20 protein-coding genes are annotated in these 26,801 nt (G+C 64.8%); 9 read left to right on the top strand and 11 right to left on the bottom strand.

Features of this window, described 5'->3' with window-relative positions; translation table 11 throughout:
• Nucleotides 1–221 precede the first annotated feature (221 nt).
• A complete protein-coding gene (locus tag KY496_RS13130; protein ID WP_219865010.1) occupies nucleotides 222–1,400 on the top strand; it encodes a hypothetical protein in 1,179 nt (392 codons plus the stop codon).
• Between the two features lie 23 nt (nucleotides 1,401–1,423).
• On the opposite strand, the gene KY496_RS13135 is transcribed toward KY496_RS13130, so the two are convergent.
• The 3 genes from KY496_RS13135 to KY496_RS13145 form a co-directional block, all read right to left on the bottom strand.
• Nucleotides 1,424–2,416, bottom strand: a complete 993-nt coding sequence (locus KY496_RS13135; protein WP_219865011.1) for a fumarylacetoacetate hydrolase family protein — start codon at nucleotides 2,414–2,416, stop codon at nucleotides 1,424–1,426.
• A gap of 55 nt (nucleotides 2,417–2,471) precedes the next feature.
• Complete coding sequence (locus KY496_RS13140; protein WP_229409757.1) at nucleotides 2,472–3,557, bottom strand: phospholipase A; 1,086 nt, start codon at nucleotides 3,555–3,557, stop codon at nucleotides 2,472–2,474.
• Nucleotides 3,558–3,748: 191 nt separating this feature from the next.
• Complete coding sequence (locus tag KY496_RS13145) at nucleotides 3,749–4,465, bottom strand: pseudouridine synthase (RefSeq protein WP_005665810.1); 717 nt, start codon at nucleotides 4,463–4,465, stop codon at nucleotides 3,749–3,751.
• A gap of 235 nt (nucleotides 4,466–4,700) precedes the next feature.
• Between KY496_RS13145 and KY496_RS13150 the strand changes: the two genes are divergently transcribed.
• A complete protein-coding gene (locus tag KY496_RS13150; RefSeq protein WP_157225465.1) occupies nucleotides 4,701–5,123 on the top strand; it encodes a hypothetical protein in 423 nt (140 codons plus the stop codon).
• Nucleotides 5,124–5,473: 350 nt separating this feature from the next.
• Here KY496_RS13150 and KY496_RS13155 read toward each other — a convergent pair whose 3' ends face one another.
• From KY496_RS13155 to KY496_RS13170, 4 genes are all read right to left on the bottom strand, one after another.
• Nucleotides 5,474–6,469 (bottom strand): S49 family peptidase, encoded by a 996-nt coding sequence (locus tag KY496_RS13155; protein WP_005665809.1) that lies wholly within the window; start codon nucleotides 6,467–6,469, stop codon nucleotides 5,474–5,476.
• 27 nt (nucleotides 6,470–6,496) lie between these two features.
• Nucleotides 6,497–6,874, bottom strand: coding sequence for a Rieske 2Fe-2S domain-containing protein (locus tag KY496_RS13160; RefSeq protein ID WP_005665808.1), 378 nt, complete (start codon nucleotides 6,872–6,874; stop codon nucleotides 6,497–6,499).
• 16 nt (nucleotides 6,875–6,890) lie between these two features.
• A complete protein-coding gene (locus tag KY496_RS13165) occupies nucleotides 6,891–7,550 on the bottom strand; it encodes an HAD-IIIA family hydrolase (RefSeq protein WP_005665807.1) in 660 nt (219 codons plus the stop codon).
• A gap of 61 nt (nucleotides 7,551–7,611) precedes the next feature.
• Nucleotides 7,612–8,595, bottom strand: a complete 984-nt coding sequence (locus KY496_RS13170; protein ID WP_005665806.1) for an RluA family pseudouridine synthase — start codon at nucleotides 8,593–8,595, stop codon at nucleotides 7,612–7,614.
• 691 nt (nucleotides 8,596–9,286) lie between these two features.
• Between KY496_RS13170 and KY496_RS13175 the strand changes: the two genes are divergently transcribed.
• The 3 genes from KY496_RS13175 (at nucleotide 9,287) to glp (ending at nucleotide 15,628) form a co-directional block, all read left to right on the top strand.
• On the top strand, nucleotides 9,287–12,487 hold the full coding sequence (locus KY496_RS13175) for an Rne/Rng family ribonuclease (protein WP_219865012.1): 3,201 nt from the start codon (nucleotides 9,287–9,289) through the stop codon (nucleotides 12,485–12,487).
• Nucleotides 12,488–12,620: 133 nt separating this feature from the next.
• Nucleotides 12,621–13,733, top strand: coding sequence for a GTP 3',8-cyclase MoaA (gene moaA, locus KY496_RS13180; RefSeq protein ID WP_005665803.1), 1,113 nt, complete (start codon nucleotides 12,621–12,623; stop codon nucleotides 13,731–13,733).
• A gap of 11 nt (nucleotides 13,734–13,744) precedes the next feature.
• Nucleotides 13,745–15,628: a gephyrin-like molybdotransferase Glp gene (gene glp, locus KY496_RS13185; protein WP_219865013.1), complete on the top strand. Its 1,884-nt coding sequence runs from the start codon at nucleotides 13,745–13,747 to the stop codon at nucleotides 15,626–15,628.
• Nucleotides 15,629–15,702: 74 nt separating this feature from the next.
• On the opposite strand, the gene rmuC is transcribed toward glp, so the two are convergent.
• The 4 genes from rmuC to KY496_RS13205 are packed head-to-tail and all read right to left on the bottom strand — an operon-like array spanning nucleotide 15,703 to nucleotide 21,063.
• Nucleotides 15,703–17,022 carry a DNA recombination protein RmuC gene (rmuC, locus tag KY496_RS13190; RefSeq protein WP_005665801.1) on the bottom strand — a complete coding sequence of 440 codons (1,320 nt, stop codon included), beginning with the start codon at nucleotides 17,020–17,022 and terminating at the stop codon, nucleotides 15,703–15,705.
• A gap of 8 nt (nucleotides 17,023–17,030) precedes the next feature.
• Complete coding sequence (locus KY496_RS13195; RefSeq protein WP_005665800.1) at nucleotides 17,031–17,444, bottom strand: group II truncated hemoglobin; 414 nt, start codon at nucleotides 17,442–17,444, stop codon at nucleotides 17,031–17,033.
• A 57-nt stretch (nucleotides 17,445–17,501) separates the two neighbouring features.
• Nucleotides 17,502–20,033, bottom strand: a complete 2,532-nt coding sequence (locus KY496_RS13200; RefSeq protein ID WP_005665799.1) for an ABC transporter permease — start codon at nucleotides 20,031–20,033, stop codon at nucleotides 17,502–17,504.
• 22 nt (nucleotides 20,034–20,055) lie between these two features.
• Nucleotides 20,056–21,063, bottom strand: a complete 1,008-nt coding sequence (locus tag KY496_RS13205; RefSeq protein ID WP_005665798.1) for an adenosine deaminase — start codon at nucleotides 21,061–21,063, stop codon at nucleotides 20,056–20,058.
• 74 nt (nucleotides 21,064–21,137) lie between these two features.
• On the opposite strand from KY496_RS13205, the gene KY496_RS13210 reads away from it, so the two are divergent.
• From KY496_RS13210 to KY496_RS13225, 4 genes are all read left to right on the top strand, one after another.
• Nucleotides 21,138–21,536: a hypothetical protein gene (locus tag KY496_RS13210; RefSeq protein WP_157225464.1), complete on the top strand. Its 399-nt coding sequence runs from the start codon at nucleotides 21,138–21,140 to the stop codon at nucleotides 21,534–21,536.
• A gap of 126 nt (nucleotides 21,537–21,662) precedes the next feature.
• The gene (locus KY496_RS13215; protein WP_005665796.1) at nucleotides 21,663–23,585 is read left to right on the top strand and encodes a PrkA family serine protein kinase; all 1,923 of its coding nucleotides are present in this window, start codon (nucleotides 21,663–21,665) and stop codon (nucleotides 23,583–23,585) included.
• Between the two features lie 180 nt (nucleotides 23,586–23,765).
• A complete protein-coding gene (locus KY496_RS13220) occupies nucleotides 23,766–25,037 on the top strand; it encodes a YeaH/YhbH family protein (protein ID WP_005665795.1) in 1,272 nt (423 codons plus the stop codon).
• A gap of 49 nt (nucleotides 25,038–25,086) precedes the next feature.
• Complete coding sequence (locus KY496_RS13225; protein ID WP_005665794.1) at nucleotides 25,087–26,613, top strand: SpoVR family protein; 1,527 nt, start codon at nucleotides 25,087–25,089, stop codon at nucleotides 26,611–26,613.
• Nucleotides 26,614–26,801: the final 188 nt, after the last annotated feature.

A 26,801-nucleotide genomic window follows, 5' to 3' on the forward strand; every position in this document is an offset into this window, starting at 1 on the left:
CGGCAAACGTGCTCGGCCACGGATTCTATCCCAATGTCACAAACGCACTGTTACGTCATGCAAGCTATTGATTGTGCAAGAACAATTCGACGATTCTAGGGACGTTGCGATCTGTCAATCAATCGCCCTGAAACTTCTCCTAATATTTCTCGACAAATTGTTACACTTTTCTTCAGTGATATTTAGATAGATTTATTTCTCGTTCACAAACAAGGTGAACCATGGCGAAACATAATCGCAAGCCATTTAGTTTCATTTTTTATATTGTGTTATGCCTGAGCGCGCTGCACCCGGGTCTGGCCCGGTCGCAGACCGCCTCTTCCCCCGAATTGCTGGAAGCCCAGGCCCGCCTGCTGGAAGCCGAAACCCGGCAGGCGCTGGCCGAAGCCGAGCGCGCCGAACTGCTGGCGCGCCTGCCGCCGGCCCAGGCCAAGGCATTGAGCGGCAACGTCGACGCCGCCAAACTCGGCGCCGCCGGGCTGGCGCGCGCCTTCGACCTGGCGCTGGAACTCGCCATTGAAGTCTGCGCCGGCCTGCCCCAGGACCGCCAGGTCATCCTGTACGACCCGATCGTCAGCCAGGGCGTGGTGGCGGCGCGCACCGTCGACGGCGCCCTCGCACGCACCGCGCAGGAACTGGCCGAGCGCAATCTCGAGCTGCAACGCTACATTAACGCGCACACCCCGGAATCGGCTGACCGCCGCACGGCGATACCGTTGATCTGGCTTACCGCGCCCACGGTATTACTCCGCGCCGGGGCCGACTTCGCCAGCCTGTTCAAGAGCGACGCGACGCTGGCCGGCAGCGCCTACGGCGACGGCGCGCGCGCCCTGTTCGCCAGCGCGCTGGCGCGTTCCTGCCCCGCCCGCCTGGCCGGACTGAGCGGCGGCTATATGGGCGAACTCGACATGGCCCGGCATGCCCGCCTGCTCGACCAGGTCAGGATGGTGGCGGCGGAACGGTCGGTGCTGGCCCAGCACGCGGCGCGGCTGGAAGTGCTGGCCGACGCCGCCAAAGGCGAACTCAAGAAAGAACTGCAGGCCGTCGAGGCCGCCGCCAGGGCGCAACTGAAGGCGGTCGACGCCTTCACCGAGGGCTTACGGGCAGGCGAAGCCAGTGACAAAAGCCCCTTGTTTACCGCGGCGCGCTACCTTGGCCAGGCCGAACGCAGCGCCGGCGCCCTGGTGCTGGACATCGACCTGCGGCTGGAAGGCCTGACCCAGGTGCGCGGCAACCTGTTCGGCGGCGAACGCCTGTCCCTGTCCGGCGTCGCCTTTCTCTGGTACCGGCTGCACGAGCCGGACGGCCGGCTGCTGCGCGCCGATGCGCTGCGCCGGGTCAGCCGGCCGGTCGAAGTGGACATGCGGGGCGAGCGCGACGATAGTGGATTTTGGCGGTAGGGTCGGCCAGGGCCCGCAGCCGGCTACACCGCCGGCCGTACCGTCTGCTCGATCGCCCCGAACAACGATTTGCCGTTCTCATCGAGCATCTCGATGCGCACCGTGTCGCCGAACCGCAGGTACTGGGTCACGGCTTCGCCGCCATCGATCGTTTCCTGCCAGCGCTGCGTGGCGATGCTGGCGTAACCCGGCGTGTTGCGGCGCGTCGCGCGGTTCGCGACCACGCCCGCGCCGAGAATGGTGCCGGCCGTGACCTTGCGGCCGGCGGCCAGCGCCGCCAGCAGTTGCGGGAAGCTGAAGGCCATGTCTTCACCCGTCTCCAGGGTCCCGACCGGATTGCCGTTCCACACCACCCGCAACGGCAGCGCGGCCTTGCCGCCGCGCCAGGCCTCGCCCAGCTCGTCCGGCGTCACCGCCACCGGCGCGAAAGCGGTCGCCGGCTTGGCATGCAGCAAGCCCAGGCCAGTGGCGCGCTCATTGGCCGCCAGGTTCTGCAAGGTGACGTCATTGGCCAGCAACAGCAGGCGGATCTGTCCATGCGCCGCGTCCGGCGTCGCGCCCTGCGCCAGGTCGCCGCTCACGACCGCCAGCTCGGCGCCGAAATCGATGCCCCACTCCTCGCGCGCCAGCACCAGGTCTTGCCGCGGCCCCAGGAAGGCGTCGCCGGCCGCCCGCGCCAGTTGCGGATCGTCGCGCCAGGCCGCCGGCAATTCGGCGCCAGCGGCGCGGCGTTCCAGTTCGTGGTGATGCAGGTAGGCGGCGCCGCACACGCGCCCGCTCGCGCGCGGCAGCGGGGCCATGCAGCGGGCGGGGTCGAAGTCGAAGGGACGGCGCGCCTTGCCCTCGTTCAATTGACGATAAAGAACGTCGAGCTGGGGTGCGATGAAGGCCCAGTCGTCGAGGGCGGCGCGCAGGCTGGGCGCGACGCCGTCGGCGACGTGGGCGGTTTTCAGGTCACGCGACACCACGGCCAGCTGGCCGTCGCGGGTGCCGTCGTCGAGCGTGGCGAGTTTCATGGGAGGCCTCCTGGTGCGAGGCCGCCATTCTACGGTACGGCTCAGTACTTCGGGCTCAGTACTTGACGATGATGCCGGCGCCGAGCGCACGCTGGAAGTAGTTATAGTCGATCATGCTCTGGCCATAACCGGCGAAGGCATTGACATAGCCCTTGACCGGGCCCGCCAGCGGGAAGGCCCATCCGACCTGGACCGCACCCTTGTCGGTGCTGAAGTTACGGCGCACCATGGCCGACAGCTCGTGGCCACCATTCAAGCGGTAATTGCCTTCGAGCTCGAAGCGGCCCATGTAGTCGATGATGTCCGGGTTGTTGTCGTCGTCGAACGATTCGTTGACGCGCTTCCAGACCTTGGCCGTCATGGTCAGCGGGCCGCGCTCCAGGCCGACCTGGGCATAGAACCGGTTCCAGCTGCGCGACAGCGTCGACGACTGGCCATTCGACTGGTGCACGAAGCCCAGGTTCAGGAAGCGCACGTTGACGCCCGCCAGCGCGTAGTCGAGCGGCGTGACGAACATGACCTCGGGCTGGTAATTGGTTTCGCGGAACGGGCTGGACGCCTCATGGTTGGCCGCCTGCCAGAAGCTGTTCTGGGTATAGCCGAACCAGACGTCGACCGGCAGTTCGAACAGCGTCTCGACCATCTTCATCTTGAAGCTGAGCTGGAACTCCAGCTCGGCCTTCGACAGGCCCTCGGCATCCGGATCGGCGGCCAGGAAGTCGCGGTACGGCTCTTCGTTCGGGCGGTGGGTGCGGGTCGCCATCAGGTAGCTCGGGCGGTGCGGACGGAACTTGAACACGCCACGCTTGTCGCGCGGGTCGAGCTCCCAGTGGCTGCTCAAGGTGTACTGGGACGCGGCCTGCACTACCGGATCGACCGAGGCGGTGCGGTCCACCGCGCTGGTGCGCGGAGCATCGAAAGCGCCCTCGGCCACTGGCGCCGTGGTCGGCACCGGCGGCACGGCGGCCGGGGTGGCAGGCGTGGCGACGGCGGCGGTGGCCGGACCGGCGCCGGCAGCGGCGGCCGCCTGGCTGGCGGCAACGCCGTCGAAGCAGGCCAGGCGCTGGCTGCCGTCGGCGATGGCGGCGCATTCGGCCAGGGTGTGCGGTGCGGTCTGGGCCAATGCCGGCAGTGCCAGCAAGAGAGGAACCAGGGCGATGGTATGAGAAATTCTCGGGCGATAGGCGTGCATATTTATTGTTTTATATCAAAACGTTCGCGCAGCAACTGGTATTCAGTTGCCATCGCGCGTAAGTGTCGCGGATATTTCTTGTGGGTGTCGCACGTATTGCATCCAGGCATGCAGTTAAGCCTGCCTGTTTGCGGGATCGATCAGGCAGGCACCAGCAAGTCGAGCTGGGCCTGGTCGAGGAAGCACCATTCGCCCTCTTCGAGGCCGAGCGATTCCAGCGTCAGGCCGCCGATCTGCGAGCGGTGCAGCGCGCTGCAATGGTTGCCGGCGGCGGCCAGCATCCGCTTGACCTGGTGGTATTTGCCCTGCTCCAGGACGATCTCGAGGGTGTGCTCGCCGCGCTGGACACAGGACACCGCCTTCAGGGGCGCCGGCTCGTCGTTCAGCTGCACGCCGGCCAGCATGTGGGCGACCAGTTCGGCGGTGACCGGCTCGGCGGTCGTGGCCTGGTAAACCTTGGGCACGTGGCGCTTGGGCGAGGACTGGGCGTGGATGAACGGACCGTCGTCCGACATCAGGAGCATGCCCGTGGTGTCGTGGTCGAGGCGGCCGACCGGCTGCACCTCGCGCCAGGTAAACTGTTCCGGCAGCAGGGTCAGCACACCCGGATGGTGGCTTGGTTTACGCGAGCATTCGAAGTTGGCCGGCTTGTACAGCGCGATATAGACGTGCTCGCGATACGGCCATTCTTCGTCGAACACGGTCAGGACCAGGCCATCGGTGTCGAACGTGGCTTTATAGCTGTCGACGGTCTCGCCGTTGACGGCGACGTCGCCGTCCTCGATCAGCGCGCGGCAATATTTGCGGGTGCCGAATCCCTGCGATTGCAGAATACGGTCTAGGGACAATTTACTCATGGGCCGAGACTTTACCAGATGCGCACGCCCCTTGGGAAAGCATTGCCAGGCAAGACTGTTAGCGTTATCGGGTCAATCTGTTACCGTTACCTCCACCCCATTTTGCATGCACCCGTTCATTTGAGCAGCGTCAAGCCTTTCGAAATTCGCATTGATAGACTTCAACACGTTAGGAATCCGCCTAACGGCACCTACGACGTCCTTGAAAGGGGGCGGCCATAGCCAAAGGATAGGAATGAACGTGAACGACGATCTCGACACAGCAAATGGAAAGCTTTCCGCTCATGAGGCCCATTGTGCGCGCCAACGGCTCGCCAAGGACCATGCGGCGCTTTTCCCGACCCGACTCGCCATGGCGCGCTGGCGCGGCGGCGGACTTCCCCACCTGCACGGCGGCCACCCACCGCTGCGCGCCGCCTGGTATGCCCGCACCGTGCGCGACCACCAGGCTTGGCTCGACCGTGGCGGCTTTGCCCAGCATGAAGAGCAGATACCTTTCCGAAAGCCGTCGATGTGGCATCCACCACAGGTCGGCTTGTCACAAGGTGGATTGCAGGTCTCCCGACAAAACAGCCAATACCCTACGCAGCAGAATTCGCAGCCCCCCTGCCGTTCGGATCGCGATGGCGATGCCCGTCAGTGCGGCACTTGTACCTGAACCGGCATGCCTTCCGGCAGGACGCCGGAGGCACCTCGATGAGACCGGAAAACAGGGCGACGGAAAAACTGGAGGAGCGCAGTAGCCGTACCGATGAGGTACAAACCGATGAGGTATAAATGGAAACGACGGCCAAGGCCGTCGTTTCCGTTCCTGCGGCAGGCACGCCATGCGGCAAGCCTCCCAGGGACGTACTACCGTGAGGAATTGAATTCTCTCGAAAACCGCATCGCGTGCGGTGGATAGCGTGTCGCCGTCCGGGCCGGTCGAAGCGTTTGCCCCTCTACCCTTGCTGCTCGCGCTACCGTTCCACTATAGCCGTTAGCCGTCGGTATTCAAGGACAAAATGTTCAGCGCAATTTCGGCACGGCTCCGTGGTAGGCCGCCTTGACCGCGCTTTCGCCGACCGCGGCGCCAAATTTCTTGAGCACCCGTTCTGGCAAGCCTTCGTGCGCCGTGTAGTCGACGATGTCCTCGGCCTTGACGATGTCGCGCGCCACCGTGTCGACGGTGCCGAAGGCGTCGGCCAGGCCCATGTCCACCGCCCTGGCGCCGGTCCAGTACAGACCGGAGAAGGTTTCCGGGGTTTCCTTCAGGCGCTTGCCGCGGCCTGCCCGCACCACCGCGATGAATTGCTGGTGGATCTCGTTGAGCATCTCCTGGGCGTGTTCGCGGTGTTTTTCGGATTGCGGACTGAACGGATCGAGGAAACCCTTGTTTTCGCCGGCCGTCAGCAGGCGCCGCTCGATGCCGAGCTTGTCCATGGTGCCGGTGAAGCCGAAGCTGTCCATCAGCACGCCGACCGAGCCGACGATCGAGGCCTTGTTGACGTAGATGCGGTCGGCCGCCGAGGCAATGTAGTAGCCGCCCGAGGCGCAGATCTCGTCCACCACCACGTACAGGGGCTTGTCGGGGTAGCCGCGCTTGAGGCGCTGGATCTCGTCCACGATGATGCCGGCCTGGACCGGGCTGCCGCCGGGGCTGTCGATGCGCAGCACCACCGCCGCCGAGCCGGGGTCGGAAAACGCTTTGTTCAGCGAGGGGATCACGGTATCGGCCGCGCCGCTGCCCTCGGCTTCGATCTCGCCGTTGATTTCGATCAGGGCCGTGTGGCGGCCCAGGTTTTCGACGTCGCCGCTGCCGAAATTGAAGTCGTAATATGCCCACAGCGCCAGCAGGGCGACAGTGAGGAAGCTCAGTTTGAAGAAAATGCTCCAGCGCCGGGCGCGGCGCCGCTCCTGGACGGTGGCGAACACCAGTTTCTCGAGCGTTTCGCGCTCCCAGTTGCCGATCGTCGGATTCGATGCGAGCCGGCTGTCGCCGGGGTGGTTCGTTTGGTCACTCATAAAGTCGGATGGGGTCGAAGGCGAGCGCTATCCCTGCGCAGGCGCGCGGAACCGCTCGTCGGGCAGCCAGTATATCTTGCCCGCGCCTTCGTGTACGGCGATCGGATGCAGGCGCCCGCCGCGGCACGGACCGCCGGCGCATTTGCCGCTGTCGGGCTCGTAGACCGCGCCGTGGGTGGCGCACATCAGGTACTGGCCGCCGGACTCGAAGAACTCCCCTTCCCGCCAATCGAGCTCGATCGGCACATGGGCGCAGCGGTTCAGGTAGCCATGCACCTGGCCGCGGTGGCGGATCACGAAACCGGTGGCCGGCTGTCCCCAGGCCAGCAGCGCGAAGCGGACGCCGCGGCCGCCGTCCAATAAACCCTCGGCATCGCACACGAACAGGCGCTCATCGTCCACCATCTGCGCGCTCGCGGATTCAGGCATGCTCGATCAGCCAGGCATGCAGCTCGGGAATCGAGCGCGCCGAGAACAGCGGGTGGCAGGCTTGCAGCTGGGCCACCGGGTGTGCGCCGAACTCGACGGCGATGCCGGACGCGCCGGCATTGTTCGCCATCATGAGATCGTGGGTGGTGTCGCCGATCATCACGGTGCGGCGCAGGTCCTGGCCCAGTTCACGGGTCAGTTCTTGCAGCATGGCGGGATGGGGCTTCGAGAATGTCTCATCCGCACAACGGGTCGCGTCGAAGATCGACAACAGGCCGGTGGCGTTCAGGGCCCGGTTGAGGCCTACCCGGCTCTTGCCGGTGGCCACCGCCAAAAAGTAGCCCTCGTTATCAAGATCGGCCAACATCTCCCGAACGCCCTTGAACAGCACCAGTTCATGGTCCTTGGTGAGGAAGTGATAGCGGTAGCGCTCGACCATGCGCGGGTACATGGCCGGCTGGATGTCGGGCATCACCGCCTGCATCGCCTCGGCCAGGCCGAGACCGATGACGTGGGCGGCCGAGGCGTCGCTCGGGACCGGCAGGCCGAGGTCGCGCGCCGCCGCCTGGATGCACTTGACGATGGCCGCCGTGCTGTCCATCAGCGTGCCGTCCCAGTCGAACACGATCAGGTCAAATTGTTTTCTTGCCATTATTTAGCGGCGGCCCAGGGCGCCTGTCTCCTTAGTTGTTCGATCGTGCGCAGGTGTCATATCACGCACTTGGCTCTCCCAGGCTTACCAGGAACCGTTCGCATTCTTCGGGCATCGGCGCGCGCAAGGTCATCCGCTCGCCGCTGTCCGGGTGGGTGAACGTGATCTGGTGCGCGTGCAGGAACATGCGCTTGAGCGCCCCGCGTCCCCCGCCCGCCTTGTGCAACTGTTTGTTGAAAGCGAAGTCGCCATACTTTTCGTCGCCCAGGATCGGGAACCCGCTCGAGGCGAGATGCACCCGGATCTGGTGCGTACGGCCCGTCTTGAGTTCGGCTTCGAGCAGGGCGAAATCATGCCATTTTTTCAAGAGATTGAAAATGGTGTGCGCTTCCTGGCCGCCGGCCTGGACCACGACCCGCTTTTCGCCATCCGCCGTCGTGTATTTATGCAGCGGCAATTTGACGTGCTGGCGCTTGTTCTGCCAGTTGCCCTTCACCGCCGCAAAATAACGCTTGTCGGTGGTCCCGTCGCGCATCTGGTCGTGCAGGTGGGTCAGTGCGCTGCGCTTCTTGCCGATCAGGAGCAGGCCCGAGGTTTCGCGGTCGAGCCGGTGCACCAGTTCCAGGAACTTGGCTTGTGGCCGCGCTGCGCGCAATTGCTCGATCACGCCGTAGGACACGCCGGAACCGCCATGCACGGCCACGCCGGCAGGCTTGTTAATGACGAGCAAGTGCGCGTCTTCAAACACCACCGGGAATTCGGTCCCCGGCACGGTGTCGTTGCTGGCTTTTTCGGCGATGCGGATCGGCGGGATACGCACCATATCGCCCTCGGCCAGGCGGTACAACTGGTCGATCCTGCCCTTGTTGACACGCACTTCACCCGAACGGAGGATGCGGTAGATATGACTCTTCGGTACACCTTTGCAGACACGCAACAGGTAGTTATCGATACGCTGTCCGGCGTCTTCTTCGCCGATCGTGACAAATTGCGCCTGCAGAGCCTGTTGTGATGAAGGGGGAACAACATCGTTTTGGGTCGCCATTCGCTCTGTCTTCCCAGAAATTCTCTCTAAGTCCTTCATTTTGAATATATAATCGACAGGCGGCGGTCAAACCTCTGCTGGTGTAAGAATTAAAACGATATTTTACACAGGGGCGCGCTCCATCGGCCCCGCTCATTGCAAATTCGATGGAAAGTAACGTGTACGCACATCCTTGCGCCGATCAGGGTTGCACCTGCAGTTGTAATCGGGTTGCGCGCAAAGATGCAGGATTGGATTGTCAGGATTCTTAAGGATAAGTACCGGCAAGCAAATCTTGCTTGTCGGGTGATGGTGTCGATAACGCTTGTCGTTTTCGCCGGGCCCGATGCAAGGCCGTCCTCGAGACTTGTGAGTTAGGCTGTCTTTTCGCCTCCAGGTCCTGGACGGTCGTCGGCTTCGAGCCGGGCTGGTTTTAGCACACCCCCTCGCTCCGCTGTGCCACCCCAACGTGGTGGCAGGCGGCCAGCGCAGGTCGCGGCGTGCGTGGACAATGACGTTCGGCCCCACAGCGCCCTGTTGCGGCAGCGACGCGGTGTTCACTCGCAGTTTTTCGCGGTGGTCACTGTTTTCCGCTGTATCGCACGCCACGGGCATTTCCCCTCCTGGACTCCCATCCCCGCATACATCCCTGTAGCTGCGCCGCCCGCGAGGGCGGCCATCACACGGCCCCCGGGTCGCGGAGTTTATAAAAATGAAACGTATGTTGTTTAACGCTACGCAGCAAGAGGAGCTGCGCGTAGCGATTGTCGACGGTCAAAAACTGATCGACATCGATATCGAGACCGCCGGTCGCGAGCAACGCAAGTCCAACATCTACAAGGGTGTCATCACCCGCATCGAACCCTCCCTCGAAGCCTGCTTCGTCTCCTACGGCGAAGACCGCCACGGATTCCTCCCCTTCAAAGAAGTCGCCCGCTCGTATTTCCGCGAGGGCGTCGACGTGCGCAACTGCACCATCAAGGAAGCGCTGAAGGAAGGCCAGGAAATCATGGTCCAGGTCGAGAAGGAAGAACGCGGTAACAAGGGCGCCGCCCTGACCTCGTTCATCTCGCTGGCCGGCCGCTACCTGGTCCTGATGCCGAACAACCCGCGCGGCGGCGGCGTGTCGCGCCGCGTCGAAGGCGAAGAGCGCCAGGAACTGCGCGAAACCATGGACAAGCTCGACCTGCCGCAAGGCATGTCGGTGATCGCCCGCACCGCCGGCATCGGCCGCACCGTCGAAGAGCTGCAGTGGGACTTGAACTACCTGATGCAGCTGTGGCGCGCGATCGAAGGCGCCGGCAAGTCGGCCCCGGGCGCCTTCCTGATCTATCAGGAGTCGTCGCTGGTCATCCGCGCCATCCGCGATTACTTCCAGCCCGACATCGGCGAAGTCCTGATCGACACCGACGAGATCTACGAACAGGCCCAGCAGTTCATGAGCCACGTGATGCCCGACATGGCGCATCGCGTGAAGCGCTACAGCGACGACGTGCCGCTGTTCTCGCGTTTCCAGATCGAACACCAGATCGAAACCGCCTACGCGCGCACCGTGCCGCTGCCGTCGGGCGGCGCGATCGTGATCGACCACACCGAAGCCCTGGTTTCCATCGACGTCAACTCGGCGCGCGCCACCCGCGGCTCGGACATCGAAACCACCGCCTTCAACACCAACTGCGAAGCGGCCGACGAAGTCGCCCGCCAGCTGCGCCTGCGCGACCTGGGCGGCCTGATCGTGATCGACTTCATCGACATGGAAGTGGCCAAGAACCAGCGCGAAGTCGAGCAGCGCCTCAAGGACGCCCTGCATCACGACCGCGCCCGCGTCCAGATGGGCAAGATCTCGCGCTTCGGCCTGATGGAGCTGTCGCGCCAGCGCCTGCGTCCTTCGCTGTCGGAAGGCTCGCACGTGACCTGCCCGCGCTGCTCGGGCACCGGCCACATCCGTGATACCGAATCGTCGGCCCTGCAAGTCCTGCGTATCATCCAGGAAGAGGCCATGAAAGAGAATTCGGCCGCGATCCACGTGCAGGTGCCGGTCGACGTCGCCGCCTTCCTGCTGAACGAAAAGCGCGGCGAAGTGCTCAAGATCGAGAACCGCCACCGCATCACCGTGATCCTGATCCCGAACAAGCATCTGGACACCCCGCACTACAAGCTCGAGCGCATCAAGCACGACGATCCGCGCCTGGAAGACGCGCACGCCAGCTATGCGATGGCCGAGACCGCCGACACCGACATGGCTTACGCCAAGCGCCAGAAGGAAGAAGCGAAGCCGCGCCAGGAAGCCGTCGTCAAGACCATCACCCCGGCCCAGCCGGCCCCGGTGGTCGACCGCAGCGAAGCGGCCAAGCCGGCGAAAGCCGCCGCCGCGCCGGCCCCCGCCCCTGCCCCGGCCCCGGCCGAGAAAGGTTTCTTCGCCCGCCTGCGCGACTTCTTCTTCGGCAAGCCGGAAGAACCGGCCCCGGCGCCAGTGGTGGCCGAGAAGCCGGCCGCGCCTGCGCCGGCCGAGCGTGGCGAGCGCAACAACCGCAACAAGAATGGCCGCAACGGTGGCCGCAACGGCGAGCGTGGCGAACGCGGCGCCAAGCCGGGCCGTGAGCGCGAAGAGCGCGACGCGGTGGCCACGGTCGCCAAGGGCGCGCCGGGCGAGGAAATCGCCAAGGGCGCACCAGGCGAAGAGGCCCGCGAAGGCCGCCAGCCGCGCCAGCCGCGCGAGCGCAAGCCACGCGAGCCGCGTGAACCGCGCGAGCAGGTCGAAGGCGCGGCGCGCGCCGAGGGCGCCGAGCGTCCCGAGCGTGCAGAACGCGGCGGCGAGCGCAAGGAGCGCCAGCCACGCCAGCCGCGCGAGCGTACCGAACGTGTCGAGCGCACCACCCAGGCCATCGAAGCCAAGCTCGACGAAGTCAGCGTGAGCCAGGTCGTGTCGAGCGCCACTGTTGCAGTGAGCACCAGCGGTCCGGAAGGCACCCAGGAAATCGTGCAGCAGGTCGTGAAGTCGGTGACGACGATCGGCCCGGATGGCGAGGAAATCGAAGGCGAAGGCGACGAGCCGCGCCGCCGTCGTCGCCGTGGCGGCCGTAACCGCAATCGTCGCGACCGTGACCAGGTCGAGGGCGAGGCGCTGGAAGGTGCGGACGAAGCGCCGGCATTCGCCCCGGTAGCCGATGAAGAAGCGGCCAAGGTCGCCGCCGCCGCCAAGGCCGCGAAGGCCAAGCCGGCACGCGCCGCCACGCACGATGCATGGCCGTTCCCGACCGCGGCGTCGGTGGCGGCTGCGAAGGCTGAGGCCGAGCAGGCTGCCGCTCCTACGCCTGCTCCCGCTCCTGCTCCTGTCGCACCGGCGCCGGTTGCTGCCGAGCAGATCCCGTTCCCGACTGCAGCTTCGGTTGCCGCTCAACAGAACCCGTTCCCGACCGCAGCCTCGGTTGCCGCTCAACAGAACCCGTTCCCGACCGCAGCCTCGGTTGCTGCGCAGCAGAACCCGTTCCCGACCGCGGCGTCGGTTGCCGAAGCACGCGCCGAGGCCGCTCAAGCTGATGCACCTGCGGCTGCTCCGGCGCCGGCGCCCGTCGTCGACACCGCGCCGGCAGCCGAACCGGTCGCCGCGTCGGCGGTCGAGCCGGCGCCTGCAGCCGCACCGGCGGTCAGCGTCGCCCCGACGCCAGCCGCCGCGCCTGTGGCCAGCGCACCTGCGCCGGGCGCCGCCCTGGCGGCTGCGCCGGTCGAAGCCCCGGCCAAGCTGGACGAAGTGCTGGCCCAGGCCGGCCTGCAACTGGCATCGACCGACCCTGAAAAACTGCGCGCCGCCCAGGAAGCGGCCGTGGCGCCGCCGGTCCGCCTGGGTCGCGCCCGCAAGCCGGTGGTCGCGCCGGTAGACGAGCCGCTGGTGCAGGTCGATACGCGCCAGTAAGCAATCATCGGCTGCGCCATCACGTCGTTCCTGCGCTTGCAGGAACGACGTTTTTTATTGGAGCAGCAAGCAGTAGCATTTCCATCTGGATCTGGTACGGGCAGCTTCATCAGCCCCGTGCTATCGTACTGAAATGGCTGAAAAAATCATTCTGATCAATGACCTGCGCTCTTCCGCGCTGCAGGTCCCGGCCGTGCCCGAAGCACCGACTGGCCTGCTCAGCGACGCGCTGGGCCGGCCCCTGCACGACCTGCGCATCTCGGTCACCGACCGCTGCAACTTCCGTTGCGTGTACTGCATGCCGAAGGAAGTCTTCGACAAGGATTACCAGTACCTGCCGCACGGCGACCTGCTGTCGTTCGAGGAAATCACGCGCGTGGCGCGGCTGTTCATCGCGCACGGCGTCGAAAAGCTGCGCCTGACCGGCGGCGAGCCGCTGCTGCGCAAGAACCTCGAGCGCCTGGTCGCGATGCTGCGCGCGCTGCCGACGCCGAGCGGCCGTCCGCTCGATCTCACGCTCACCACTAACGGCTCGATCCTGGCGCGCAAGGCCCAGGCCTTGAAGGATGCGGGCCTGGACCGCGTCACGGTCTCGCTCGACGCGATGGACGACAAGGTGTTCCGCAGCATGAACGACGTCGACTTCGCCGTCGCCGACGTGCTGCACGGCATCGACGCCGCCCACGCGGCCGGCCTGGGGCCGGTCAAGGTCAATATGGTGGTCAAGGGCGGCACCAACGACGACCAGCTCCTGCCCATGGCGCGCCACTTCAAGGGCTCGCCGACCATCCTGCGCTTCATCGAATTCATGGACGTCGGCGCCTCGAACGGCTGGAATATGCGCGAGGTCGTGCCGTCGCAAGAAGTGGTGCGGCGCATCTCGGCCGAGCTGCCGCTCGAACCGGTCGCGGCCAACTACAGCGGCGAGACCGCCTCGCGCTGGCGCTACGTGGATGGCGGCGGCGAGATCGGCGTCATCTCGAGCGTCACCCAGGCCTTCTGCGGCGACTGTTCGCGCCTGCGCCTGTCGACCGAGGGCAAGCTGTATACCTGCCTGTTCGCCACCCGCGGCCACGACCTGCGCGCGCTGCTGCGCGCGGATCGCAGCGACCTCGAGCTGTCTGGCGCCATCGCCCAGCTGTGGCGCGGACGGGCCGACCGTTATTCCGAGACGCGCACGGCGGAGACCGGCATCGGGCAGCGCGACGGCGCGCGCAAGGTTGAAATGTCCTATATAGGCGGATAATGGAACAAGGGATGATCAGCGGACTGGTATTGGCGGGCGGCCGCGGCTCGCGCATGGGCAATGTCGACAAGGGCTTGCAGCCCTTCCGCTCGAGCACCATGGTCGAGCACGTGCTGGCGCGCCTGCGGCCGCAGGTCGGGCCGGTGGCGATCAGCGCCAACCGCAACCTGGATGCCTACCGCGCGTTCGACGCGATGGTGCTGCCCGACGAAGTCGCGGACGGGGTGGAACCCTATCCCGGGCCGCTCGCCGGTCTCGAAGCCGGCCTGCGCCATTGCGCCACGCCCTACCTGCTGGCCGTCCCTTGCGACTCGCCCTTCCTGCCGGCCGACCTGGCATCTCGCCTGTTCGCCGCGCTGCAGGAAGCCGATGCCGACGTCGCCTACGCCGCGACGCAGGAAGCCGGCAAGCGCGCGCAGCCGCATCCCGTGTTCTGCCTGGTGCGCGCCGAGCGGCTGCCGCAGCTGTCGGCCTACCTGCTCGAGGGCGGGCGCCGCGTCGACGGCTGGCACCGCGACCTGAAGGCGGTCGAGGTGGTCTTCGACGACGCCGACGCCTTCCGCAACATCAATACCCTGGACGAGCTGCGCGGACTGGACGACCCTTCTCCGCCCTTCCCTGCCAGCCTGGCCCAGGTGGCGAGCTGCATCAACGGCTACGATCCGGACGCCCTGCGCGTGCAGGACGCCCAGCGCATCATCCGCGACTTCGTGCAACCCGTGCGCGCGGTGGAAATGGTGGCTTTGCGTTCATCCCTCGGCCGCGTGCTGGCGCGCGACCTGGTCTCGCCGATCAACGTGCCGGCGCACGACAACTCGGCCATGGACGGCTATGCGCTGCGCGGCGCCGACCTGCCGCTAGAGGGCACGGTCACGCTGAAGGTGGTCGGCGTCGCCTACGCCGGCAAGCCGCTCGACATCACGCCAGGACCTGGCGAATGCGTGCGCATCATGACCGGCGGCGTGATGCCGGCCGGCTGCGACAGCGTGCTGCCGCAGGAATTCGCGGAAAGCACTACCGATGACACGGTCACCCTGCGCGCGGGCGCGATCCGTCCAGGGGACAACCGCCGCCTGGCCGGCGAAGACCTGAAGGCCGGCAGCGCCGCCCTGAAGGCCGGTCGCGTCATCCGCCCGGCCGACCTGGGGCTGTGCGCCTCGCTCGGCTTCGCCGAGATCCCCGTGCAGCGCCGCCTGCGGGTGGCCTTCTTCTCGACCGGCGACGAGCTGCGCTCGATCGGCGAAACGCTCGACGAGGGTTGTGTGTATGACAGCAACCGCTACACGATCTACGGCATGCTGGCCCGCCTGGGCTGCGAGATCATCGACATGGGCGTGGTGCGCGACAGCCCCGAGGCTTTGGAAGAGGCGCTGCGCACCGCCTGCGAGAACGCCGACGCCATTATTACTTCGGGCGGCGTCTCGGTCGGCGCGGCCGACTACACGAAGCAGGTGATGGCCGAACTGGGCGACGTGACGTTCTGGAAGATCGGCATGCGTCCGGGCCGGCCGCTGGCCTTCGGCCGGGTGTCGTCCAACGGCCGCAGCGCATTTTTATTCGGCCTGCCGGGCAATCCGGTGGCGGTGATGGTGTCGTTCTACTTCTTCGCGCGCGAGGCGCTGCTGCGCATGATGGGCGCCGAGGCGCCGCTGCCGCTGCTGCGTGCGCGCTCGATCGAGGCGATCCGCAAGAAGCCGGGGCGCACCGAATACCAGCGCGGCATCGTCGCGCGCGGGGCCGATGGCGAGCCGGAGGTGCGCATCACCGGGTCGCAGGGCTCGGGCATCCTGCGCTCGATGTCGGAGGCGAATTGCATGGTCGTGCTGCATGATGGGCAGGGCAGTGTCGCGGCGGGGGAGATGGTGGATATCTTGCCGTTCGAGGGGTTGTTCTGACAGCTTGATAGGCACTGAACTCGTGGCATGGGCGGCGGAGCCGCCCATGCCACATGCTTCACATCATTCAACAATCAATCGTCCCGCTCCAGGCCATCCGGCCCAAGCATCAACTGCGCCGCCTCGCTCGGCAACGCCTCCACCGATTTCAATTTGCGCGCCATCTGGCGGCTGCGCACCTCGGCGCTTTCGATGTTCTTGGCCGCCTTTTCCAGCGTCAGCTTGGTGGTGGCCAGCACGTCGCCGAACTTGGTGAACTCGGTCTTGACCGCCCCCAGCACCTGCCACACCTCGGACGAGCGTTTTTCCAGCGCCAGGGTGCGGAAACCCATCTGCAGGCTGTTGAGCAGCGCCGCCAGCGTCGACGGCCCCGCGATCGTCACCCGCAGGGTGCGCTGCAGCTCGTCGGCCAGGCCGGGACGGCGCATCACCTCGGCGTACAGGCCCTCGGTCGGCAGGAACAGGATGGCGAAGTCGGTCGTCTGCGGCGGCGACACGTATTTATCGCAAATGGTGCGCGCTTCGCCCCGCACCGCCCGTTCCAGCTCGGCGCCGGCGCGCGCCACGCCATCGGCATCGGCTTCATCGCTGGCCAGCAGCAGGCGTTCGTACTGCTCCTTGGGGAACTTGGCGTCGATCGGCAGCCACAGCGGCGCGCCGCCGTCGACCACGCCGGGCAGCTTGATCGCGAACTCGACCCGCGCGTTCGAACCGGCCACCGTCTCGACGTTCTTGGCGTACTGGTCGACGGTGAGCACCTGCTCCAGCAGCATCTCCAGTTGCACCTCGCCCCATGTGCCGCGGGTCTTGACGTTGGTGAGCACCCGCTTCAGGTCACCCACGCCGATCGCCAGCTGCTGCATCTCGCCCAGGCCCTGGTGCACTTTTTCCAAGCGCTCCGACACCTGGCGGAACGATTCGGACAGGCGCGTCTCCAGCGTCGCATGCAGTTTCTCGTCGACCGTCTGGCGCATCTCTTCGAGGCGTTTGGCATTATCGCTTTGCAGGTCGCGGATCTTGGTTTCGAGCGTGTTGCGCACCTCGAGCATGCGCTGGGCGTTCGATTCGGTCAGATTGCCCAGCGTCTGCTGCAGGGTGTCGGCGAAGCGCTTCAGCGCGCGCGCCTGTTCCTCGCGCCCGCTACTGGAGTGCAGCTGCATCTGCTGGCGCATGCTGTCCAGTTGCTGGACCGTGGCATTGTGATATTGAGCGAGGTGAGCGGCCAGTTCCTGGCGCGTCGCCTGGGCGCTCGATTGCAGCTCCTGGCGCAGCTCGCGTTCCAGGCGTTCGACGTGGGCGCCGTCGCCATTGCCGCGCATGCGCAGCAGGACGACAACCAGCAGGCCGGCCACGACGACGAGGCCGACCAGGATGAGGATTTCGGCGACGGTCATGGTGGCGCTCAATCAGGTTTGTTGCGCATCCAGTCCGCGGTCTGGAAGAAGGAATTCATCATGCGCACACGCAGCGTGTCGTCGTAGCCCAGGTCTTCCATGGCCCAGGCCATGCAGCGCAGCCACTGGTCGCGCTCCGCGCTGCCGATCGCGAACGGCAGGTGGCGCGCGCGCAGGCGCGGGTGGCCGTAGCGTTCGATGTACAGGTCGGGGCCGCCCATCCAGCCGGACAGGAACATGAAGGTCTTTTCGCGCGAGCTGTCGTTGGGCACCGGGTGCATGGCGTGGATGCCGGCGAAATCGGGCTCCAGCTGCATCAGGTCATAGAAGCGGTCGACCAGCGCCCGCAGGCGCTCGCCGCCGCCCATCATCTCGTACAGGGTCTGGGATTCGGCGGGGGTTTCGGTGTGATGTTCGGACATCCCGCCATGATAGCGCAGGCGCCGCGGACCGTGTCCTCGGCGCCTGCATTATCGCGCTTACGCTTCGCGCAGCGTTTGCAACGGCGGCTGCCGCAACACCCCGCGCAGGCCCAGCCAGCCGCCGACGATCGCGCACAGCGCGCCGACGAACAGGCCCGCGATCCATACGCCCGGCTCGAACACCCACGGGAACTTGAACTGGTAGGTGGCCAGCGCCCAACCCAGCGCCGCCGCGCCGCTCGCCGCCAGCAGGCCCGCCAGGCCGCCCACCAGCACGAACTCGATGCGCTGCGCCTGCGCCAGCTGCTGGCGCGTGGCGCCCAGCGCGCGCAGCAGGCCCGCTTCGCGCGTGCGCTCGGATTGCGATCCCATCAGCGCCGCATACAGCACCAGCACGCCGGAAGCGAGCGTGAACAGGAACAAAAATTCGACCGCCGTCACCACCTGGTCCAGCACGTCCTGCAGCTGGCGGATGATGCCCGAGACATCGATCACCGTCAGGTTCGGATGGTTGCGGGTCAGCGCATTGCCCAGGTTCGCCCCCTCGGGCGGCACATGGAAGGCGGTCATGTAGGTGGTCGGCGCATCGGCCATCGCCGCCGGATTAATGATGACGAAGAAGTTGGCGCGCATCGAGCCCCATTCGAGCTTGCGCACGCTGGTGATCTTCGCGTCGACGAGCAAGCCCGCCATGTCGAAGCGCATGGTGTCGCCCAGCTTCAGGCCGAGGCGCTCCATGATGCTCTGCTCGACCGAGGCCTCGGCCACGCCCGGCGCGTCCCTGAACCATTCGCCCTGCACCACCTCGTTCGCCTGCGGCAGCACATTGGTCGTCGACAGGTTGAATTCGCGGTTGGCCAGGCGCCGCGCCTCGCCGTCCTGGAAGGTGTCGCGCGTGATCGCGTTGCCATTGATGGCCGTCAGGCGGCCACGGATCATCGGGTACAGCACGGGTTCCTTGACGCCGGCCGCCAGCAGCTGGCCTTCGACCGCCTGCTTCTGCTCGGGCAGGATGTTGATCACGAAGCGGTTCGGCGCATCGGCGGGCGTGGCCAGCTGCCAGGCCGCCATCAGGTCGCCGCGCACCACGGTCAGCAGCAGCAGCGCCATCAGGCCCAGCGCCAGCGACACCACCTGCACCACGGTGGCGCCGGGACGGCGCTGCAGCGAGGTGACGGCGAAGCGCCAGCCCTGGCTCTTGAACGCGCCGCGCATCCGGCGCAGCCCTTGCAGGCCGAGCCAGGCCACCAGGGCGAAGAAGGCGAAGCCGCCCAGGAAGCCGCCGGCGGTGATCAGGGCCAGGGTCGGGTCGCCCGCCTGCCACAAAAGCAGCAGGAAGAACACGCCGACGCCGAGGCCATAGGTCGCCAGCGCGGCCGGCTGCGGCGCGCCCTGCTCGCGCCGGATCACCCGGTTGTGCGGCACGTTGCGCAACTGGAGAATCGGCGGCAGCGCGAAGCCGACCAGCAGCATCAAACCGGTCGCCACGCCCTGCAGCGCGGGCAGCATCGACACCGGCGGCAGCTCGGTCTTGATCAGCGAGGCGATCATCTCGAGCAGCACGAAGTGGGCGCCGAAGCCGACCAGCACCCCGATCACGCTGCCCAGGAGGCCGATGAATCCGAATTCGAGCAGGTACAGCACGGTGACCTGGTTCTGGGTCAGGCCCAGGCAGCGCAGCATGGCGCAGGCGTCCAGGTGGCGGCCCATGAAGCGGCGCGCCGCCATCGCCACCGCGACCGCCGCCAGCATCGCCGACAACAGGCCCACCAGCGACAGGAACAATCCCGCGCGATCGAGCGTCGCGCGCATCTCGGGGCGGCCGTTTTCCAGCGTCTCGATGCGCACGCCCTTGATGTTGTTGTCGCGGATCTGGGCGCGTATCCACTGTTCGTAGTCGCGCACCGCGGCCATGTCGTTCACGTCCTTCGAGGCGACCATCAGGCGGAAGCTCACGCGCGCGAAGTCGTCGACCAGGCCGGTGGCCTGCAGGTCTTCCAGCGCCAGCATCACGCGCGGCGCGAAGTTGGCGAACGAAGCGCCCTTGTCCGGTTCGGTGGCGATCAGCTGGGCGATGCGGAACTGGCTGTTGCCCAGGGTGAGCATGGCGCCGACCTCGGTGCGCAGCTGCGGCAGCAGGCCGGGATCGACCCAGACCGTGCCGCGCGCCGGCACCTCGCGCGTGGGCGTGCCCTGCGCGCCGCCGGCGGCGACAGGGTCCGTCGTGATGCTCATCTGGCCGCGCAGCGGATAGCCTTTTGACACCGCCTTGATCGACGACAGCTGGGCCAGCGAGTCGTCGCCCTCGCCGGCTTGCGCCATGCTCGGGAAGGTGACAGTGTCGGCCAGCAGCAGGCCACGCTTCAACGCTTCGGCGCGCCACTCCTGGCGCACCGGGTCGTCGGTATTGACCAGCAGGTCGGCGCCGAGCAGCTGGTGGGCGTCGCGGTCCATGCCGGAGCGCATGCGGTCGATGAAGAAGCCGACCGAACTCAGTGCCGCGACCGCGACGATCAGCGCCACCAGCAGGAAGCGCAGCTCACCGGCGCGCCAGTCGCGCGCCGTCATGCGAAGAGCCTGGACGAACATGGATCCGCTCCGTTCTTGAAGGTCAGGCGTTGGCGAAGAAGCCGTCGACTTCGGCCAGGAAGGCGCGCTTGCGCTCCGGGTCGACGAAGGCGGCCTGGAAGCTGTTGCGCGCCAGCTGGCGCGCATGACTTTCGTCCAGCGGCAGCGCCTCGAAGGCGGCGAAGTAGTTCTCGTTGACGTAGCCGCCGAAATAGGCCGGATCGTCCGAGTTGACGGTCACCGCGAGATTGGCGTCGAGCAGGGTGCGCAGATTGTGCGAACCCATCACGTCGAACACGCGCAGCTTGATGTTCGACAGCGGGCACACGGTCAATGCCATCTGCTCGCGCGCCAGGCGCTCGACCAGGGCCGGGCTTTCCAGGCTGCGCACGCCGTGGTCGATGCGCTCGACCTTGAGCACGTCGAGCGCGCTTTCGATATACGCCGGCGGGCCCTCCTCGCCCGCATGCGCGACCAGGCGCAGGCCGAGCGAACGGGCGCGCTCGAACACGCGCGCGAATTTCTCGGGAGGGTGGCCGACCTCGGACGAATCGAGGCCGACGCCGATGAACTTGTCGCGGTAAGGGAGCGACTGCTCGAGCGTGGCGATGGCTTCGTCTTCGGACAGGTGGCGCAGGAAGCACATGATCAGGCTGGCGCTGAGCGGCGCATCCTGGCAGGCGCGCCAGATGCCGTTGATGACGGTCTCGAACGGCACGCCGCGCGCGGTATGGGTTTGCGGATCGAAGAAGATCTCGGCGTGGCGGACATTGTCGGCATGAGCGCGCGCCAGATAAGCCGCGGTCATGTCGTAAAAGTCTTGTTCCTTCAGCAGCACGCTGGCGCCGGCATAATAAATGTCGAGGAAAGACTGGAGATCGGTGAAAGCGTAGGCCTCACGCAACGCTTCGACCGAGCTATAAGCGAGGTCAACGCCGTTTCTTTGCGCAAGCTCAAAAATCAGTTCCGGTTCGAGCGAGCCCTCGATGTGGATGTGCAGTTCTGCCTTGGGCATGTTCTGCAGCAGGTTGCGCAGGCGTTCGTCGAGCATGGTTTTCTCCAACAGGTACATCGGTAAATATTCAATAGTGCGGGTCAGGTTGACCCGACCGACAAGTGTAACGCATGCCGGCTTTCCGCCTGCGCCAAGGCGAAAATGGCTGCGTTCGGCTTTATGACATGCACGATTCGCGTGCGCCGCGTGTTGAGCAGTTCGTGCACTATCGGCGCACAACGGAAGAAAATGGAGATGCCGCCGGCATGCCGATCTTTCGTTCAAACCGGCCTCGACGCCGTGTTCCGGCCTCACCTTCCCAGGGCCGCCGCGACGCCTGCAAAAACCGACTTTCAATAGTTGAATCAAGCACTTGGTACCGCTTCAACAGCTCGCACGACACTGCTTTGACTTCGGAAACTAATAGGCACATAATAAATTTCATAAACGCAAAAAAGGCGTTCTCCACCACGCAAGGATTTGGCTATCCGCCGAATCGACAAGACGCAATCGCACGTGAATTCCTTTAACGGCGCCGGCCATCCCGGCGCGGCACGTGACGACCGAACAAGGAGACCGCGATACCGGGGCCCCGGGCAGCTTCGACAGTGGCTGCTGTGACAGTGATTCGTTGTTGGCACATTAAAGGAACTTCAATGAGCATCTTTGAAAACTACGCGGCCCGCTATGAGCGTACCCGGGAAGAGGAATACTCCCTGGCGGAATATCTCCAACTGTGCAAGAAAGACCCGCTGACCTATGCCAGCGCGCCGGAACGCATGCTGGCCGCGATCGGCGAGCCGACCCTGGTCGATACCCGCCTCGATCCGCGCCTGTCGCGCATCTTCGCCAACAAGGTGATCAAGATCTATCCGGCCTTCCGCGAGTTCTACGGCATGGAAGAAGTGATCGAGCAGGTGGTGTCTTATTTCCGCCATGCGGCGCAGGGACTCGAAGAGCGCAAGCAGATCCTGTATTTGCTCGGTCCGGTCGGTGGCGGCAAATCGTCGATCGCCGAAAAACTCAAAAGCCTGATGGAACTCGTGCCCTTTTATGCGATCAAGGGCTCGCCGGTGAATGAATCGCCGCTGGGCCTGTTCAGCGAAGAAGAAGACGGCACCATCCTCGAAGAAGACTACGGCATTCCGCGCCGCTACCTGCGCGCCATTCCGAGCCCGTGGGCGGTCAAGCGCCTGCACGAATACGGCGGCGACATCAACAAGTTCCGCGTGGTGAAGCGCTATCCGTCGATCCTGAAACAGATCGCGATTTCCAAGACCGAACCGGGCGACGAAAACAACCAGGATATTTCTTCGCTGGTCGGCAAGGTCGATATCCGCAAGCTCGAGGATTTCCCCCAGGACGATCCGGACGCCTACAGCTATTCCGGCGGCTTGTGCCTGGCGAACCAGGGCCTGATGGAATTCGTCGAGATGTTCAAGGCGCCGATCAAGGTGCTGCACCCGCTCCTGACCGCCACGCAGGAGGGCAATTACAAGGGCACCGAAGGCTTCGGCGCGATTCCCTTCGACGGCATCGTGCTGGCGCACTCGAACGAATCCGAATGGAAGACCTTCCGCAACAACCGCAACAACGAGGCGTTCCTCGACCGTATCTATATCGTGAAGGTGCCGTATTGCCTGCGCGTGTCCGATGAAATCCAGATCTACGACAAGCTGCTGCGTAATTCCTCGCTCGACAAGGCGCCATGCGCGCCCGGCACCCTGCGCATGATGTCGCAGTTCGCCGTGCTGTCGCGCCTGAAGGATCCGGAGAATTCGAGCATCTTCTCCAAGATGCTGGTCTACGATGGCGAAAACCTGAAGGACACCGACCCCAAGGCCAAGTCGCTGCACGAATACGTCGACTATGCCGGCGTGGACGAAGGCATGAACGGCCTGTCGACCCGCTTCGCGTTCAAGATCCTGTCCAAGGTCTTCAACTTCGACAATACCGAAGTGGCGGCCAATCCGGTGCACCTGCTGTACGTGCTCGAACAGCAGATCGAGCGCGAGCAATTCCCGCCCGAGACCGAGCAGCGCTATCTCTCGTATATCAAGGAACACCTGGCGCAGCGCTATGTCGATTTCATCGGCAAGGAAATTCAAACCGCCTACCTGGAAAGCTATTCCGAGTATGGCCAGAACATCTTCGACCGCTATGTGACCTTTGCCGACTTCTGGATCCAGGACCAGGAGTTCCGCGATCCGGACACCGGTGAAAGCTTCGACCGCGAATCGCTGAACGCCGAGCTGGAAAAGATCGAAAAGCCGGCCGGGATCTCGAATCCGAAGGATTTCCGCAACGAGATCGTCAACTTCAGCCTCAGGGCACGCGCCACCAATGCTGGAAAGAATCCGGCCTGGACCAGCTATGAGAAGTTCCGCAGCGTGATCGAGAAGAAGATGTTCTCGAATACCGAGGAACTTTTGCCGGTGATTTCCTTCAATGCAAAAGCGAGCGCCGAGGATGCGAACAAGCACGCCGACTTCGTCGCCCGTATGGTAGAGAAAGGCTATACACCAAAGCAGGTGCGTCTGTTGTGCGAATGGTATCTGCGTGTGCGCAAGTCGTCGTGACAAGGCGTGTTGCCGAATGGCTGCAGGCCGCCACCGGCAAGACGCGACGCTGCGCGTGCGCCGCACGCTCGTTCGCGCAGCGTATTAAGATAGGGGTGCCGTCGCATGCGACGGCGCCAGAGCGCGAGCGGTAGATCTTGTGCCGACAGTTCCGCGCTTATACTAAGCAGGAGGCCTGTTTTGACTTACCTCATCGACCGTCGCTTGCAGGGCAAGAACAAGTCTGCGGTCAACCGCGAACGTTTCCTGCGCCGCTACAAGGCGCAGATCAAGGATGCTGTCGGCCGCGCCATCAAGGGCCGCTCGATCACCGACATCGAGAACGGTGAAAAAGTCACCATTCCCGTCAAGGACGTGAACGAACCGCATTTCGGCCACGCCCATGGCGGCGTGTATGAAACCGTCAACCCCGGCAATACCGAGTATCAAAAGGGCGACCAGTTCAACCGGCCCCGCGGCGGCGGTGGCGGCGCCGGGCGCGGCCGCGCCGGCAACAGCGAACAGACCGTCGAAGACGATTTCATCTTCGAGCTGTCGCGCGAAGAATTCATGAATTACTTCTTCGAGGATCTCGAGCTGCCGAACATGGTCAAGACGCAGCTGACCCAGACCATCGAATACAAGAACCAGCGCGCCGGCTACAACGTGTCCGGCACGCCCTCGAACATCCACGTGCTGCGCTCGCTGCGCGGCGCATTGGGGCGCCGCATTGCCATCGGCGGCCCCGCGCGGCGCGAACTGGCGGATGCCGAAGAAGCGCTGCAGGCGCTGCTCGACCAGGGAGCGCCGTCCGACGATGAACAGGTGGTCGCGCTGAAGGACCGCATCCATCACCTGCACATTCGTCTGAACGCCATTCCGTTCATCGATCCGTTCGACCTGCGTTACGCAAACCGGATCAAGGTCCCCAAGCCCAGCACCCAGGCCGTGATGTTCTGCATCATGGACGTGTCGGGCTCGATGGACGAGACGCGCAAGGATACGGCCAAGCGCTTCTTCATCCTGCTGTATCTCTTCCTCAAGCGGGTCTATGAAAAGATCGACGTCGTCTTCATCCGCCACCACACGGCGGCGGCCGAGGTCGACGAGAACGAGTTCTTCCATTCGCGCGAGTCGGGCGGCACCGTCGTCTCCTCGGCGCTGCATCTGCTGCAAAAAGTGATCACCGAGCGCTACGGCAGCGCCGACTGGAACGCCTACGTGGCGCAAGCGTCGGACGGCGACAACTGGGACAACGACTCGGTGCTGTGCAAGCAGATTCTCACCAGCGCGATCATGCCGCGCGTGCAGTATTACACCTATGTCGAGATCACCGATGGCCCGCCGCAGAACCTGTGGGAGCAATATTGCGACGTCGCCGCCCAGCACCGCAATTTCGCGATGCAAAAGATCGTGACCCCGGCCGACATCTATCCGGTATTCCGGGAACTGTTCAAGAAGCAGGCCAAATAGCCTGCGGACGGGTCAAAAGACATACCTGCAGTCAACAGCGAGGCGCCCCATGCCAAGAGATCCAAGCAATCCGCGCGCCCTGCCCGAACAGTCGGAGTGGACCTTCGACCTGATCGAGCAGGCGCACGAAGAAATCAAGCGGGTGGCCAAGCGTTACGGCCTGGACACCTATCCGAACCAGCTCGAGATCATTACCGCCGAGCAAATGATGGATGCCTACACGTCGGTAGGCATGCCGGTCTCCTATAACCACTGGTCGTTCGGCAAGCATTTCCTGAGTACCGAGAAAAGCTACCGCCGTGGCCAGATGGGCCTGGCCTACGAGATCGTCATCAACTCGAATCCCTGCATCGCCTACCTTATGGAAGAAAACAGCCTGACGATGCAGGCGCTGGTGATCGCCCATGCCGCCTACGGCCACAATTCTTTCTTCAAAGGAAACTACCTGTTCCGCAGCTGGACCGATGCCGACGCCATCGTCGACTATATGGTGTTTGCCAAGAACTATATCGCCGAATGCGAGCAGCGCTATGGGATCGATGCGGTCGAGGAGTTGCTCGATTCCTGCCATGCGCTGCAAAACTATGGCGTCGACCGCTACAAGCGGCCGGCCAAGCTGTCGGTGGCGCAAGAGGCGGCGCGCACCAAGGAGCGCGAGGAATACGCCCAATCCCAGGTCAATTCGATCTGGCGCACCCTGCCCCAGCGCGAAGAACAGGTGGCGGCGGATGCGCCGACCCACCGCTTCCCGCCCGAGCCCGAGGAAAACCTGCTGTATTTCATCGAGAAATATGCGCCGCTGCTCGAACCCTGGCAACGTGAGCTGGTGCGGATCACGCGCAAGATTTCGCAGTATTTCTATCCGCAGCGCCAGACCCAGGTGATGAACGAGGGCTGGGCCACTTTCTGGCACTACACGATCCTGCAAGACCTGTATAAAGAGGGGATCGTCGGCGACGGCTTCATGCTCGAGTTCCTGCAAAGCCATACGAACGTGGTTTATCAACCGCCGGCCAACAGCCCGTATTACAGCGGGATCAATCCCTATGCCCTCGGTTTCGCGATGATGACCGATATCCGGCGCATCTGCGAAAACCCGACCGATGAAGACAAAACCTGGTTCCCCGACATCGCCGGCAGCGACTGGCTCAAGACGCTCGACTTCGCGATGCGCAACTTCAAGGACGAGAGCTTCATCGCCCAATACCTGTCGCCCAAGCTGATTCGCGACTTCCATTTCTTCGCCGTGCTCGACGACGACCGCAGCGACAAGCTGACCATCTCGGCCATCCACGACGAGGCCGGCTACCGCTACGTGCGCCACAAGCTGGCCGAGCAGTACAACCTGGGCAGCCGCGAGCCGAACATCCAGGTCTGGCAAGTCAATACGCGCGACGACCGCGCCCTGACCCTGCGCCACACGCAATACAACCGCCGCCCGCTCAATGGACAGGCGCAAGAGGTGCTCAAGCACGTGGCCCGGCTGTGGGGCTTCGACGTGCGGCTCGAAACGGCCGATCCGGCCGGGCACGTGGTCAGCTTCCTCGAGTGCCGGCGCGAGAAACGCGGGCGCTGAGCGGCGCGCACGGCCTGGCTTATTGTTGACTACCGCGACCGTGGCGTGGACGGCTACGCCGTCCACGCGTCCAATCCAGGCTCGCACGGCGACTCACGCCTTGCTTGACTACGTGGGCAGTAGAGCCGCCTCCCCCCCATGATTTCGCGGCTAACCGTTCCTGCCGGCGGTTTTGCCCTACCTTTTAT

Origin of the sequence: Massilia sp. NP310, assembly GCF_019443485.1 — a bacterium.
GTDB lineage: Bacteria > Pseudomonadota > Gammaproteobacteria > Burkholderiales > Burkholderiaceae_D > Telluria > Telluria timonae.